The sequence below is a fragment of the Flavisolibacter ginsengisoli DSM 18119 genome (genome assembly GCF_900129295.1).
GTDB lineage: Bacteria > Bacteroidota > Bacteroidia > Chitinophagales > Chitinophagaceae > Flavisolibacter > Flavisolibacter ginsengisoli.
The window spans coordinates 37752-52793 of record NZ_FQUU01000004.1 but is presented as its reverse complement, the minus strand read 5'-3'; the positions used below and the strand labels follow the sequence as shown (position 1 = coordinate 52793).

Annotated in this window: 11 protein-coding genes and 3 tRNA genes; 11 read left to right on the top strand and 3 right to left on the bottom strand. The window is 41.1% G+C overall.

Annotated features, from left to right (window positions below):
- Positions 1 to 13 precede the first annotated feature (13 nt).
- The 6 genes from mltG to BUA53_RS21175 all read left to right on the top strand — a co-directional run bounded on the left by mltG (position 14) and on the right by BUA53_RS21175 (position 7745).
- Positions 14 to 1042: an endolytic transglycosylase MltG gene (gene mltG, locus BUA53_RS05780; RefSeq protein ID WP_072834392.1), complete on the top strand. Its 1029-nt coding sequence runs from the start codon at positions 14 to 16 to the stop codon at positions 1040 to 1042.
- Between the two features lie 10 nt (positions 1043 to 1052).
- On the top strand, positions 1053 to 1988 hold the full coding sequence (locus BUA53_RS05775) for a YihY/virulence factor BrkB family protein (protein WP_072834390.1): 936 nt from the start codon (positions 1053 to 1055) through the stop codon (positions 1986 to 1988).
- 822 nt (positions 1989 to 2810) lie between these two features.
- Positions 2811 to 3725, top strand: a complete 915-nt coding sequence (locus tag BUA53_RS05770) for a sugar phosphate isomerase/epimerase family protein (RefSeq protein ID WP_072834389.1) — start codon at positions 2811 to 2813, stop codon at positions 3723 to 3725.
- Positions 3726 to 4058: 333 nt separating this feature from the next.
- Positions 4059 to 5756 carry a GMC oxidoreductase gene (locus BUA53_RS05765; RefSeq protein ID WP_072834388.1) on the top strand — a complete coding sequence of 566 codons (1698 nt, stop codon included), beginning with the start codon at positions 4059 to 4061 and terminating at the stop codon, positions 5754 to 5756.
- A gap of 467 nt (positions 5757 to 6223) precedes the next feature.
- Positions 6224 to 6826, top strand: a complete 603-nt coding sequence (locus BUA53_RS05760; RefSeq protein WP_072834386.1) for a hypothetical protein — start codon at positions 6224 to 6226, stop codon at positions 6824 to 6826.
- Between the two features lie 631 nt (positions 6827 to 7457).
- The gene (locus BUA53_RS21175; RefSeq protein ID WP_072834385.1) at positions 7458 to 7745 is read left to right on the top strand and encodes a thioredoxin domain-containing protein; all 288 of its coding nucleotides are present in this window, start codon (positions 7458 to 7460) and stop codon (positions 7743 to 7745) included.
- Between the two features lie 89 nt (positions 7746 to 7834).
- On the opposite strand, the gene BUA53_RS05750 is transcribed toward BUA53_RS21175, so the two are convergent.
- The gene (locus tag BUA53_RS05750) at positions 7835 to 8431 is read right to left on the bottom strand and encodes a TrmH family RNA methyltransferase (protein ID WP_072834383.1); all 597 of its coding nucleotides are present in this window, start codon (positions 8429 to 8431) and stop codon (positions 7835 to 7837) included.
- Positions 8432 to 8585: 154 nt separating this feature from the next.
- Here BUA53_RS05750 and BUA53_RS05745 point away from each other — a divergent pair.
- The 3 genes from BUA53_RS05745 (at position 8586) to BUA53_RS05735 (ending at position 9011) form a co-directional block, all read left to right on the top strand.
- Positions 8586 to 8662, top strand: a tRNA-Pro gene (locus BUA53_RS05745).
- A 36-nt stretch (positions 8663 to 8698) separates the two neighbouring features.
- The gene (locus BUA53_RS05740) at positions 8699 to 8968 is read left to right on the top strand and encodes a GIY-YIG nuclease family protein (RefSeq protein WP_072834381.1); all 270 of its coding nucleotides are present in this window, start codon (positions 8699 to 8701) and stop codon (positions 8966 to 8968) included.
- Positions 8936 to 9011 (top strand) — tRNA-Pro (locus BUA53_RS05735). The genes BUA53_RS05740 and BUA53_RS05735 overlap by 33 nt, the downstream gene beginning before the upstream one ends.
- A 208-nt stretch (positions 9012 to 9219) precedes the next feature.
- Here BUA53_RS05735 and BUA53_RS05730 read toward each other — a convergent pair.
- Positions 9220 to 11475, bottom strand: a complete 2256-nt coding sequence (locus BUA53_RS05730; RefSeq protein WP_245793020.1) for a TonB-dependent receptor — start codon at positions 11473 to 11475, stop codon at positions 9220 to 9222.
- 1407 nt (positions 11476 to 12882) lie between these two features.
- On the opposite strand from BUA53_RS05730, the gene BUA53_RS05720 reads away from it, so the two are divergent.
- Positions 12883 to 13863, top strand: a complete 981-nt coding sequence (locus BUA53_RS05720; protein ID WP_072834376.1) for a fasciclin domain-containing protein — start codon at positions 12883 to 12885, stop codon at positions 13861 to 13863.
- A gap of 403 nt (positions 13864 to 14266) precedes the next feature.
- A tRNA-Pro gene (locus BUA53_RS05715) sits at positions 14267 to 14340 on the top strand.
- A 298-nt stretch (positions 14341 to 14638) separates the two neighbouring features.
- Here the strand turns inward: BUA53_RS05715 and BUA53_RS05710 are convergent.
- Positions 14639 to 14944: a KGG domain-containing protein gene (locus BUA53_RS05710; RefSeq protein ID WP_217652939.1), complete on the bottom strand. Its 306-nt coding sequence runs from the start codon at positions 14942 to 14944 to the stop codon at positions 14639 to 14641.
- Between the last annotated feature and the right edge of the window lie 98 nt (positions 14945 to 15042).

Sequence of the window (15042 nt, the reverse complement as noted above, 5' to 3'; positions counted from 1 at the left end):
TACTTTGAATCCTATGAAGAATGTAGTTTGGGCAATAGTGATCCTCCTCCTTATTGGAGTAATTGGCGCAGGTTGGTTTTTATTGGGACCTGCTACAGGATTTTCAACAGACAAGGAAGTATTGTACATCAGGACAAAAGCACCAACAAAGCAGGCAGTTCTTGATTCAATTGAGAAGAATAATATTGTTTATAATCTCAGCACATTTAAATGGCTGGCTTCATGGATGAACTATTGGACGAGTATCAAGCCGGGGAAATATGAAGTTAAGAAAGGAACAAGTCTTTTTACCCTTGTAAGAATGCTGCGCAATGGACACCAAACACCTGTAAAGCTGGTCATTACCAAACTACGCACCCGCGAAGACCTTGCCAGGCTAACCGGAAACAAATTTGAGTTTGACTCTTTACAAATGCTCCGTTTTTTATCCACCAGTGATTCCTTAAAAAGTTATGACCTTGATTCTACTACTGTCATGTCTGCAATAATACCTGACACCTATACCTATTTCTGGAATTCTACTCCATCTGTGGTTTTTGAGAAATTGTATGCCGAATCTAAAAAGTTTTGGACCAGTGAAAGAAAGCAGCAAGCACAGGCACATGGATTAACACCTCTTCAGGCCTACACTTTAGCTTCAATAATAGAAGAGGAAACCAATAATAACAATGAAAAAGCGAATATAGCCAGTGTGTACCTCAACCGCATGAATAAAGGGATGCCTTTGCAGGCAGATCCTACTATTAAATTCGCCCTTAGAGATTTTGGATTAAAAAGGATCTATGAGAAATACCTGCTCGTGGAATCGCCTTACAACACCTACAAAAATAAAGGCTTGCCCCCTGGTCCTATTTGCACGCCTTCCAAGAAATCTATTGATGCCGTATTAAACGCTCCACAAACAGAATATCTTTATTTCGTAGCCAGCCCTGATTTTAAACAGGAGCATGACTTTAGTACATCATATGAGGAGCATTTGAAAAAGGCTAAATTGTACCAGCAGGCATTGAATCGTAGAGATTCAGCAAATAAGGCCAAATAAGCTACTGATAATGGCTTTACACACAAGGATAACTAAACAGATCATAGAATCTGCGCCGGGGCAGCAGATAGTAACCAAAAGCAAAAAGGTTTACTTGCCAGGTTTTAAAGGATTATCCATTTATGAAGTATGGCCTCCCTTCCTGGCACAGTTGCGACGCACCAGTTTAACAGAAAGAGCCAGCGGTATATCTTTCAATATTGTCATGGCCATACCTCCTACCCTGATCTTTGTTTTTACCCTTGTGCCTTTATTACCTATTTCCCGGGAATTTATCCAGGAACTGTTTTCCCTGATAAGGGATATTATCCCTGGAGAAAAGAATAATGCAGTCATCATTGCTTTCCTGAATGATTTTTTAAGTAGCCCCCGCAATGGCTTGTTGTCATTTGGTTTATTGCTTGCCATTTATTTTTCCAGTAATGCCATGATGGGAATTCTCAGGGCCTTTGATAAAAATTACCCCGGTTTCAGGAAAAGGAAGTTTGTCCGGAGACGGTTAGTTGCTTTACAACTGACACTCATTGTTTTTGTATTGGTAGCGGTATTTGTATTCCTGCTGATCGCACAGGGCCAGGTTTTAAACTGGTTGGGTGTAAAAAGCCATTTTTGGCAAAGTCTTATCTATAACGCACGATGGGTTTTTATTGTCTTATTATTATTCTATATAGTTTCATTTGTTTACCGACATGGGCCTTCTATTACTAAAAAATGGCCTTTTCTTACACCTGGCTCTATACTGGCAACAGGCTTGATGATTATTACAACCCTTCTGTTCTCATTCTATGTCAACAACTTCAGTAATTATAACAAGCTATATGGCTCCATTAGTGCCATTTTCATTGTCATGTCCTTAATATATGTAAATGCTTTGGCAGTGCTAATGGGCTTCGAACTCAATGTCACGTTATCTAACCTAAACCGCATTAAAGAGGAAGCTAAGTAATAGTTCCTTTTTTGTTTATGTAGCCAGGACTGCAAAGTGCTAGACTTTTAAACTATGTGCTCTAAGACCGAAAACACAAATCAGCAGCTATAAAAAATTAAATCCCCTCTTTCGAGGGGATTAATATTTTCAGGTCGCCGGTACTTCGTGTTTAGGTTATTCGGTATTGGACGCCTGGGCATTCATAGGATTTGAAAAATGGATATCTGGATTTAATGGGTTCAAGGGATATATGGAAAATCGTTATTAATAATTAAAAATAGAAGTTGACTGATATTGGATTTTGGTTTTTCTTTTGGAATTGGATAATAACTTACTGGACGGTTGTTTTCTGGATACTGGATGGATTGATTTCGTATCAATCAACTTCTGACACAAAACTAAGTCCCGGACTGCTACTGAACAATAGCTTTAATACCTGATTTTTTATTTATGGTATTTACTTAACCAACCGTAAAACTACGAGTGAGGGTATAGGGAATATGCTTAGTAAAATAATTTGAAACACGGTTATTTGAAAGCTTTATACGATGGTGGTAAAGAAAAAGGCCGGATAGAAATCCAGCCTCGTGTAAAATCCAATATCCTATGAAAAACCAAGGCTAAAGTAACGGGTGATTTGTTACCAAGCAAGTAAGTTCCCAACTGTTTTGTGAAATGTTAATAACTAAGCATTAACTGGCCTTTAAAACCCTTTTTACTGTGTACAAATCAAATTGCGAATATGTCCCTTCATGCATTGGTATAAGATTAATGGTACACCATTGCCATTAGCCATAATGGTGTATATTGAAACAATAATATCATTATCTTTTTATTGATATGAACACTACTACCCGTAAAGAATTTATACAGGCCTCTGCCCTGCTCCTGGGTTCCTTGATTATAGGTAGCTCTTTTGACTTCCGAAAACAACCCGTTTTGTTGTCCTTTTCCACCCTTGGTTGTCCTGACTGGACACTTGAACAGATCACGGAATTTGCAGATAAGCATGGCTACAGGGGAATAGAAATAAGAGGATTACAACGCCAGATGGATCTTAACCAATGTCCTGAATTTAACACCACAACTAACAGGAAGGATACCTTATCGCTAATGAAAAGGAAAGGGCTGCAATTTGTCGGTCTTGGTTCATCTGCAAATATGCATGTGGAAGGTGGCGAAAGAGAAAAGAACATCGCAGAAGCAAAACGTTTCATTGACCTCGCAACTGAGATCCATTGCCCCTATATACGTGTATTTCCGAATAACCTCCCCAAAGACGAGGAAAAAAAGAAGGTTATGGAACGCATCAGCAAGAATTTATTGGAACTGGGGGACTATGCCAGCACTAAAAATGTAATGGTGCTTATGGAAACCCATGGTGATCTGACCCACTCAGATGATATCCTTGAGGTAATGCATGAAGCTTCCCATCCGCATGTTGGCCTGGTATGGGATGTTTGCAATATGTGGACGATATACAAAGAATCACCTGCGTTAGTGTATAATAAGCTACGAAAATATATTCATCATACACATATCAAGGATGCCAAATTAGTAGATGGCCAGCCACACTATACCTTGCTGGGACAGGGAGATGTGCCCATCTTTGAAGCCATTGATGCCCTTGCAAAAGGTGGTTACAAAGGTTATTATAGCTTTGAATGGGAAAAGCTCTGGCACCCGGAAATTGCCAAACCCGAAATTGCCATTGCCGACTACCCGGTTGCTATGAAGAGGCATTTTGGTTTTTGAGTTGACAAGTTGAAAAATAGTTGACAAGTTAACAGGTTGAAAGGTTGATAAGGAGGGAGAAGGAAGAAGGTAAAATAAACAGTTGACAAGTTAACGGGTTGACAGGTTGACAAGGAGTGTAATCCTAATGAATAATGTAGGTTAAAATGAAAATATGGCCTATTACTCAACGTTACTTTCTAAACTTTGAAATCATAATCCCAACAATTGACCCAAATGTTTTAAATAATACTCTTACCGTAATTTGCCATTGACCTTAAGAAACATTGCTATAATAATGTTTCTTAGAGTTAAAGAACAAGAAACAAAAAACCATAAACCAGAAACTATATCATGCCTGGAGATCCCTTACTTAACATCAAATCCAAACAAAAAAATACTTACGATGCTATTATAGTTGGATCGGGTATCAGTGGTGGATGGGCTGCAAAAGAACTATGTGAAAAAGGGTTGAAAGTATTGTTGCTTGATCGTGGGCGAAATGTCGTTCATGGAGAATATCCCACAGCGACAAAAGACCCATGGGATTTTCCACACCGGCTTTCTTTATCTCTGGAGGACAAACAAAGAAATTTTGTACAAAGCCGGCACTATTCCTTCCGTGAGGACAATAAGCATTTTTACATCAATGACCAGGAAAATCCCTATGAAGAAACCCAACGTTTTGACTGGATCAGGGGTGATATTGTGGGTGGTCGTTCTCTTTTATGGGCAAGGGCCTGCTACCGGTGGAGCGACCTTGATTTTGAAGCCAATCTAAAAGATGGGCATGGCGTTGACTGGCCCATCCGGTATAGTGACATTGCTCCCTGGTATGATCACGTGGAATCATTCATTGGGGTCAGTGGCAACAGGGATGGAATAGCCGTGATACCTGATGGAAAATTTCAGCCACCATTCGAAATGAACTGCGTGGAAAAACATTTTAAAACGCAGGTAGAAAAAAACTATAACGACCGGAAAGTGATCATGGGCAGGACGGCTAACCTTACACGGCCTGTCAAAGGCAGGGGGCAGTGCCAGGCCCGTGATCTTTGCCACAGGGGTTGTCCTTATGGAGCTTATTTTAGCACGAATGCCAGTACCATTCCTGCTGCCTATGCTACCGGTAACCTTACAGTACGCCCCCACTCTCTTGTAAACCAGGTGATCTACGATGAGCAAAAACAAAAAGCCAGTGGTGTCGAGATCATAGATACTGAAAGCAAACAAACAGAAACATTTTATGCAAAGCTGATCTTTCTGAATGCATCTACAGTAGCTACTGCCTTTATACTTTTGAATTCTGCCTCCAATCGTTTTCCCAATGGCCTGGGTAATGGCAGCGACCAGGTTGGCCGCAACCTGATGGACCATCATAAGGGAATCTCCTTCTCGGCAGAAGTGGAAGGATTTGAAGACAGTTATTATTATGGCCGGAGGCCGGTAAGCATTTATATTCCCCGCTTTCGAAATATTGCAGAACAGCACCCGGGTTTCATCCGAGGTTACCATTTTGGTGGCAGTGCTTACAGAACAAAGGCCATTAGTGATATTGCTGTTGGCGCGGAATTAAAAGAAGCGCTTACTGAGCCGGGACCATGGCAAATGGGCCTGTATGCATTTGGCGAATGCCTGCCCTATGCCGACAACCGCATAACATTAAATCATTCCAAAAAAGACCAATGGGGTCGCCCAATCATTGCTATTGACTGTGCGTTCAGGGATAATGAAAAAGCTATGCACAAAGATGTAAAGGCTACAGGGCTGGAGATTTTGAATGCAGCAGGTTTTAAAAATCCTTCCGTGCGTGGCAGTATATCTTTTCCTGGAAATGCCAATCATGAAATGGGCATAGCACGTATGGGGCATGATCCCAAAACTTCGGTATTAAATGCCTGGAACCAGATGCACGAAGTGCCCAATGTGTTTATTACCGATGGCTCCTGCATGACTTCCTCTTCCTGCCTCAATCCTTCCCTGACCTATATGGCATTGACCGCCCGGGCCTGTGATTACGCGGTGAAAGAAATGAAGAAGCTGAATATATAATATTTGTTTCTCTGGATTACTCCCGGCATTCTCCCCATTAACAACCTGCCTACTACCTATCTGGAGTATAGCTACCCCCTATCAACCCACTACCTGCGGTATAGATACTGCGTGATCATCACGCAGTATCTATACCGTAGCTATACTGCAGGTAGGGCGTTGGTATACTGTAGATAGGGAGAAGGAGGGGAATATCGAACAGATGAACAAGGAATATCGAATGATGAAGGAAGAGAAGAGCCACAAAGCCGCAAAGGCCCAAAGAATCGCAAAGGATTCCCGATAAAATAAGAAGTTTTTAGCTGTTTTCTTTTCAACCTGTTAACCTTTCAACTTTTCAACCATATTTCCAGCGGCCAAAAGCGGATATTTCCGGTCAAATCGGCCAAAAGCGGCCAAAACGGACATGGTGGTTTTGAACTGATATGGATTTTCAAAATCTTGCAGTAAATAAAATCTAATACCATATGGCTAAACAAACAGGATACATTAAGGCAATAGGAACAGTGGATGGCGACACCAACTTTTATTATGATCAGTTGTGGGGCTACCTGGTAAGAATGCTGCCCGGAGTGGACTCAAAGCGCTTCTGGAATGATCCTGCCTTTGAAGGAAGCCGCAGAAGTGCAGAAAGGTTTGGTACAGGCAATATCATGTCTTCCATTATCTACCGTTTTGTACCCACTAAAAAAAGGCACACGCACCTGTTTGCAATGTTAAGAACCATAGCTATTTTCTGTTTAAAGCAGGGAATAGATAAAGCTGCTGTATTCAATGCTATCTATGCCTTCCTGGAAGAGCAAGAGCGTATCTCTTTAACCCGGGAGCAGTTTACCCTACTTTTATCTTCCTTTGGGGAGGAACTGGAGGCAAGGTTGAAAGAGGCAAAGCAGAAAAAGGAAAAGAAGCCACAGAATAAGCTCGATATTAAAGTAGAAGCGCCACTAACTGAAGAAGACACTGAGTTCTTACAGCTTTACATGGATGACTATGACTGGAAGATAAGGTTTGAAGGAGACTTTCCACCCGATTACCAGGTACCACTGTTTTTGCTTAAGCATGCTGCTTAAGGAATTTTGTAGTTTGTGGTTTGTAGTTCTTTAGGTCAAACGGAACTATTATTTGCGGTTTTCCTATAGGTCAATAGATTTGATTGGAGAGCAATCTTGAATGCAAACGTTTTCTTGCATCATTGAATCATATCCTTTGAAGTAGCAAGCTAACTGCAATATATAAACGCCCATGCTTGTCATCCTGACGAAGGAAGGATCTTTGGACTGAACTTGAGCGGCGCTAATGTTTTATAGGAAGAGTTGTATTATGCACAAAAGAAGGTATGAGGCTTTTGCCATTCCTTGTCAACTTGTCAACTTTTTCAATTAATCAACCATGTTATATTCAAGGTCGAACAATCTTACAATAATATAAAAGTCCTCTATTTGGTTACCATAGATCCTTCGTGCCTCAGAATGAACAGGGTAATAGCGTGACTTTTATCGCAATCAGAATTCTTTAATAGTAATGTTACAAAATGTTTATTAACTGTGTTTTGTATTTGAATTCTTCTCTCCCCTTTTCAACTTTTCAACTTTTCAACTAGTCAACTAGTCAACCTTTTGTATTGTCTAGTTATCAGCCATAACCAGAAACATTAAACAAACGGTCGCTGGAAAAGAGCAGGGATACAAATGGAATTACCTGGTGGATGAACAATCAGTTTTGGCAGATGCTTTTGATGCCACGCGAACACCGGAAAACTTCCTGTTCGATAAAGAATCCAAACTGGTTTATCATGGTGCTACAGATGACAACCCATCCGATCCGGGTCATGTTAAAAGGCTGCATCTAAAAGAAGCAATTGATGAGATGATCGCTGGAAAGGAAATAACTATTGTGCTGACAACTCCTGGAAATACGGTAGTTCTTCCAGGCAGGGTTTGCAAATTGTGGCCCAGAAGTTTAAGATCAAAGGTTGGTTGGAATTGCTAATGATATTTTCCAGGTCTGCCAGTTTCCACCTGGGTATCTCCTGCCCTGCTGCACGTAAAGAACAGAACAGGAATAAGATCATTACATATTTAGAGATCCTCTTCACGATTCAATGCCCATTGGTTGAATAATGTATTGACATGTTCATTGGTAAGCTTTTGCTGATCATAATGCCCTGCAGCTTGTTTTTGTCTATAGGCTTCATACAAGGTTACCGCACAGGCTACACTGATGTTCAATGACTGAATCATGCCTACCTGTGGTATCACAAAACTTCCATCCGCCAGGGCATTGATCTCATCACTGACACCATATTGTTCATTACCAAAAACCAGCGCCATGCTCCTGGTCAGTTCCATGCTATATAAACTTATCGAATTAGCAGTTAAGCTGGTGGTGAAAATGGATGAATAGCTATTCCTGATGGCGGTAAAACAGGCAACAACATCTTCATACTGATGAACGGTAACCCATTTGGCGGCACTCCTGCTGCTGCGAAAGCCCCATTTTTTATGCCTGGGTATCCTGGTGTTCAAGACAAATATTTCCTGGATGCCCACAGCATCGCAACTCCGCATGACAGCAGAAATATTATGCGGGTCAATTACATTTTCAAGGACCACGGTCAGGTCATTTTGCCTGCAGGCCAACACCTTTTCAAATTTTTGGCGGCGCTCTTCGGTCATAATATTGCAAACTACATTACAACAATGATTTTAAACAGATTATTACCTAAATTGCACCCCCGTTCAGGAGGTTTGACTTAATGAAATAATAGTTTGACCTTCTTACTTTCGGGACGTATCCCGCCTTTGGCGGGACCGGTAATAATTAAAATTTCGGGACGTAGCGCAGCCCGGTAGCGCACTAGCATGGGGTGCTAGGGGTCGCAAGTTCGAATCTTGTCGTCCCGACCATTGAGCCGTCTTCTAAAATGAAGACGGCTTTATATTATGAGCTATTTTGTATACATTATAAGAAGTTCAAAAGATGGAAGATATTATATAGGCAGCACTGCCGATGTAGTGGCAAGAGTAAATTTTCACAATGCTGGCTTACAACGCTCTACAAAATCAAGAATACCTTTTATACTTATCTATCAGGAGGAATTTCCAGATAAAGCTGCAGCATTGAAGAGAGAAATTCAAATAAAGAACTATAAAGGTGGCGAGGCATTTAAAAGACTACTGAGGGACGTAGCCCCGCCAGAGGCGGGGCACTAGCATGGGGTGCTAGGGGTCGCAAGTTCGAATCTTGTCGTCCCGACGAATCTCTTATTAAGTCCTTTAATGTTTCAAAATGTCAGGTTTTGATACAGTAAAGGACTTTAATTTTCTCAAGTTCCCTCGCTATATGAGCTGAAACTACCGTTGCAAGTAGGACATTTGATGCTGTTGAAGAGTTCTTTACTGGCAATACTTGTGTTGTAAAAAGCTGCCGGTGAAGCTTGTTCTGTTAAAGAAGTTACTATGTCTTAAAAGAATACAGTAAAACTTGCTCTTGCAAAGAATGGTGTTCCGGGTGTGAAATGAATTTCTGAAACCGGTGCCGGTTCATTTTGCAACCTGCTTTCTGTATCGAATTGGGTTTCTTTCCACTTTACATTGAACAAGTTTTGAATGGCAAGTCCAGACTCCCATCTTTTTTTTGTGTAATTAATCGCCGCGTCGGTAACAAAGTAGCCTTTTGCTATGATGGATTTGTCTTCGTTTGCCGGTCTGTCTGCCATGTAGCGGTAACGCAGGCTACCGTTCCAGCCCTGTTCTTTTCTGTATGTAAGCCCTCCGACACTGGAGAAGCGTGGGGCCAAGGGTAAATAGCTTTCTGCTTTTTCGACACCCAATGCTCTTGGATTAGCCATACTAACATCAGCGTCAGCAAACAAGTTTTTTGCCACTTCATATCGTACCGAAAAATCAAACCCATAGCGCCTTGTTTTTCCACCCGCTTCCACTACTCCTTCATCACCAACATACACAAATTCCTGGTCGAGCCACAAGTACCAAAGAGCCGATTGGAAAAGTAATTTCCTGCCCACTTTGAAGATGCCACCCAAATCGGAGCCATAAGCCGCTGGTACTACTTTCTTCCCTCCCTCCTGCACGGCAACCCGTGTATCGTTGCTGTGAAAGCCTCTGCCGTTGTATAGATACAGTTGCACCTTGTCATTTAACCGGTAGTTGAAATTAAGTTTGGGGCTGATGATGGTTGCATTAGTGGAACTTACTTGTGAAGACAGTTTGTCGTTGTAGCGATTGGTAAAGTAGTCGAATCGAATGGCGCCTGTCATATCAAGTTGTTTTGACAGGGAAAGACGTTGCGACCAGTAAGCACCGGCATTCATTTCGTTAATGTCCCCAAGCATGATGCCGGCTGTGTTGATGGTTCTGTTTTTTGTTCTTGTCAGTTCAATGTTATTAATATCATCATACCTCACTTGGATGCCTACATTTGTTTCAGAAGGCATGTTGCCAATGAAAAAGTTTTTGTGGTAGGAACCATTGTAGCCGTAAATATTCCGGTCTTCTTTTTGCCGTATCTGGTCGCCGTTTATCGGGTCTTCCTTGTAAAACGTAAAGTTGGAATAGAGTTCAAACTTGTAGCGGCTATAAAATACCTGATTGCGAATAGCACCGCCGTTATTCAAACTTGTCAGAAGTTCTAAATTGGTATTGTACCGTGATGTTTTGCCCCCTTCTGTATTGTCAATGGCGCCATAAAAACCAACCATGCCGCTTTCTAAAGCTCTGTTGGGTATTTGCCCCGATGCGTTCCATTTGCTGGTAAATGCGGTGCCTGTCGCGGTCAATGTGCTGCTGCTGCTGATACTGCCGTGATACTTTAGAATGCCGTTATAGCGACCGAAATCCTGTGGGCTGTCGAAATACCCTTTTGTGTAAGATGCTTCACCGGCGAAGTATAAACTTTGGCTTCTTCTGTCACCCTTTGGTTTTAGCAGGTTGATGCCTGCAATGCCTCTGAAGGTGTTGAATTGCCCGCCTTCTACTTTTACAAAGTTATTTTCTAAATAATCTTTTGTCTTGAACTCCACAAAGCCGGCTGTGGTAAAATTGCCTTTGTCTGCAAAATAGGGTCCTTTGTTGAAGTTCACCTTATCTATTAGTTCAGGGATCACCCAATGCAAATCGGCATAGCCTTGTCCATGTGCGTGGCTTACCATATTTACCGGCATTCCATCAACGGATAGGTTGATGTCTGTCCCGTGGTCTAAGTCAAAGCCTCGTAGAAATATCTGTTCGGCTTTACCGCCTCCGGCGTGTTGCCCAATAAAGAGCCCTGGAACCATCCGGAGTACTTCCTGTGAATTGTTGATCGGGCGAAGGTGAATATCAAGGTCACTTATGGTTTTAAAAACGCCGCTTCTGGCCGTTGCTTTTACCTGCACTTCCTGAAGGTTGGAAACTTTTGCCTTGAGATAAATAATGGCCGTATTGTTTGTAATACTAAGCGTATCTAAATGAACTTTTTTTGTTTCAAACCCAATCCGGCTGATGGTCAATGTAGAAGCTGTTGACGGCAGGGTTTTAAAAGAAGCAAAACCGTTTTCGTCTGCTTCTATATTAAAACTGGCATCTTCATTTTGTAAGAATGCTTCCTGTACCGGCACTCTGGTCTCCGCATTGATGATGTAAATGCCTTTGATGTTGGTTTGTGAAACGGCAAGTAAACTACTTCCAAGAAAGACGCAAAGCAGTATAACCCTTGACATTGATAGAAAATTTCTCATCCTGCAATTGATGTTAACTAGTTTACGAAAAAGCGGCTGTTTCAGATTGAAAACGTAAAGTTATTGATTAAAGAAGTGTTGGATTAATAGTTAGCCTCAGTTAGCCGGCAATTTGGCACTACGACCTGAGCGGTGGTATTCTCCACAATACTTGTCAGTTAAAATGGATCTTCAATAAAATCCATTAAAGTCCTGTTTTGTTCTAAAAAGTCATTGATTATCTCCAAATCCTCAAGCAATTCGTTCGAACATTGTCCAACACTCCCGACCAATTAAAGGGCAATCAATAAAATGGTTGCCTTTTTTTATTACATCACGGTTTAATGGAAATTTTCGGGGAGTATCACGCCAATGGCGGGACCGGTCCCGCTAAGGACGGGAGCATGGGGTGCCAGGGGGGGCGTCCCGCCATTCCTGCGGGATCGTCCCGACCAGTTAAAGGGCAATCAATAAAATGGTTGCCCTTTTTTATTACATCACGGTTTAATGGAAATTTTCGGGGAGTATCACGCCAATGGCGAGACCGGTCCCGCTAAGGGCACTAGCATGGGGTGCTAGGGGTCGTCCCGCCATTCGGCGGGATCGTCCCGACTTTGCCCGCCGAAGCATTTATTGCGAAGGCGGGCTTTTTTATTATGTACATAACTCGATTCTGGCGGGCTTCGTCGGGTAAAGCCCGATAGTATACTTTCATAATCAGTACAATGGTTGCCTTATTTGTTTTCAACTATTCATTAAACCACAAGGATGAATATCATATCACGCGGGCAACTATGGATGTCATGGTTCGCCCAGACACGCCCGAAGCATTGCGGGTTTTTTATTTTGAGCAAAACTATATCCGGAGGGCTTATTTGGTTAAAGCCCGACAATATGGGTTATGAATCAGTAAAAATGTTTGTGTTTTAATAGGATAATTATAAAACATTGTTCAGTCCATTAAAGTCATATAAAAAGCATATATTTATTATTCAAGCGGTTAACTTCTCGCCTCGTTTTAGTTATTATTGTTTTTTTATTTAGATTTTTCTTTTATTAGTCAAGTTTATTTTTAAATCAGTTTTTATTATTTCGTCTTAAGAAGTTAACTCTTGTAGAGAGGGCAGCGTAAAAACTGCCCTTTTTTATTACATACATATTTGCAGCACCTAACCCAATAAATTGTATTAGATATACTCTCTCCAATAGGTTGTGTGATGTATCTGCAGAGAGATGATATTTTCTTTTTGTTTATCTTTTTTTTCATTAAGTAGCTAAGTGTTAATCAAAGGGCCCAACCTTTCATTTTTCTCAACCTTTTTACAACAAACTTGTTATTTACTTTATCATTCTGCTATAGCTGGATCATCCTGGAAAACCTACTTTTTATAACCATTAAAACAAACCCCAATGTGGAAGTATCTATTGGCGGCTATAATGCTGCCCTCCCTGCTATTTATTTCCTGTCAAAAAAACATCAGCGATGTAAAGGATGTAAATGCATCCCAGGATGGAATCGTCGCCTTATTGCAAAGTTTATCTGTTGATCTAAATAAAACCAAGGATTCCCAGGCAAGGAACAAAACGCCGCGACAAGCTAGTTTTCAACTTTTGTCATTTGCCATTGCAAAGGCAGGACTGGCAAATGAATTAAACGATCCAAAGTTTGCTTACACCTTATTTGCCCCTACCGATGAGGCATTTACAGCCCTGGGATTGGGTACACGCCAGGCCATCAATAGTGTTCCCTTAGAAAAGCTGAAAGCCATCCTTCTATACCATGTATTGGGAAGCAAGGTAATGGCAGCACAGGTTCCTGTAACTTATACAGAACTTACCATGTTGAGTAATCAGAAGGCCTACATCATTCGTCGCGATGCCAGTGTATTTATCAATGGTACTGCAGTAGTAGCGGCTGATATTGCAGCAAAGAATGGGGTTATACATGCAATTGACCGCGTGCTGTTACCCCCTGCAGGTAATATTGTGGAAGTGGCTGCGGCTAATCCCAACTTTACTTACCTGGTGGCTGCTGTACAAAAAGCAGGACTTGTTGATGCACTGTCAGGCACTGGTCCCCTGACAGTATTCGCGCCCACCAACCAGGCGTTTATTGATGCTGGTTTTCCAACCATCTCTTCTATTGAAGCTGCCCCTGGTTCTGCACTGATCCCTATTCTCACTTACCATGTTGTTGCTGGACGCACATTTTCATCAGACCTTATGAATGGACAAATGTTATCCATGCTGTCTGGTGGAATGACTACTATATCTCTGACTAATGGCGCGCAAATAGATGGTGCCAATTCTATGCCTTCTAATATTATTCAAACCGATGTTATTGCTACTAATGGCGTAATTCATGCTATCGACAGGGTATTGATTCCGTAATCCTTATTATTTTATGAGGAGGACTGCTATGGTCTTCCTCATTTTATTTGTATTAGAAGAGAATTATGCAGCTCAATTATTTGATAGAGAGCGCAAGAAACCCAAAAGATATTGATGTCTAATTTCTATTAGTCATTGCTTATGATAAACCAGCTAACAATAAAATATTCATTATATTCCCTAAAAATCGTTTTCTATTTTCTGCTAAATAATAATTTTGTGTTCTTCGGGATGTATCCCGCTGTTGGCGGGACCGGTTGCGCACTTATCGTTTTCAAAAATGCCGGTATGGATTAGTAGCATGGAAAACACTCAAAGGGGTCTGACAAACATTTCATTTGTTGTGTTTCTGCCAAAGCTCATAATCTATTATATAACTATCCAATAAATTTGTCCTGTTCTTCGGGATGTAGCGCAGCCCGGTAGCGCACGTCGTTCGGGACGACGGGGCCGCTGGTTCGAATCCAGTCATCCCGACAAGGCAGTATTTTATTATATCTAGCCATTTCCCAATCAACTACTTATTGCAAAGTATATGGCTGTAGAATAAGATGGAAAGGGTTATATATTTTTGACTTGTGTAACTACAGAACTACTTCTTATAGCAGTCTACTAATTAATTCTATTTTATCAGATTATTTTTGAAAGCGCATAATCTTAATACAATATCTAAAAACAGCAACGTGATCGGACAATATGCTGGCAATTTAATGGCATTTATGCTTTTGAATTAACTACGCTTGAACCTGATGATTCAAGCGTAGTAACTTAATAATTAACGGCCACGGTTTCCACCGCCAGAAGATTCACCACCTTTTTTACCAGCTTCTTTTGCTTCCTGGCTATTCCATTCATGTCCTGTGCCTTTTTCATGAGAGGCCATCCCTCCCTCGTTTGCGATTCTCTTATGCTCCTCAGGATCCATCCCGGCAAAACCACGTTGTGAATTATCATTTCCACCTTGATTTTTGTTTGGCATCTTTAAAATTTTAATGGTTAAATAATGATGTTTCATTATGCAGAAAAAAGATGCTAATTTTTTTAAACCCAAATCTGTAGAGCTCAGTAAATCATTGAACATCAATGTTGAAACTAAAGTACAGTCATTCTTTTAGCGCCTTTATAGATGATTGACGAGTTCAGGTTTTAAAAAGGAAGAGTATGCTTTCAAAGTATATA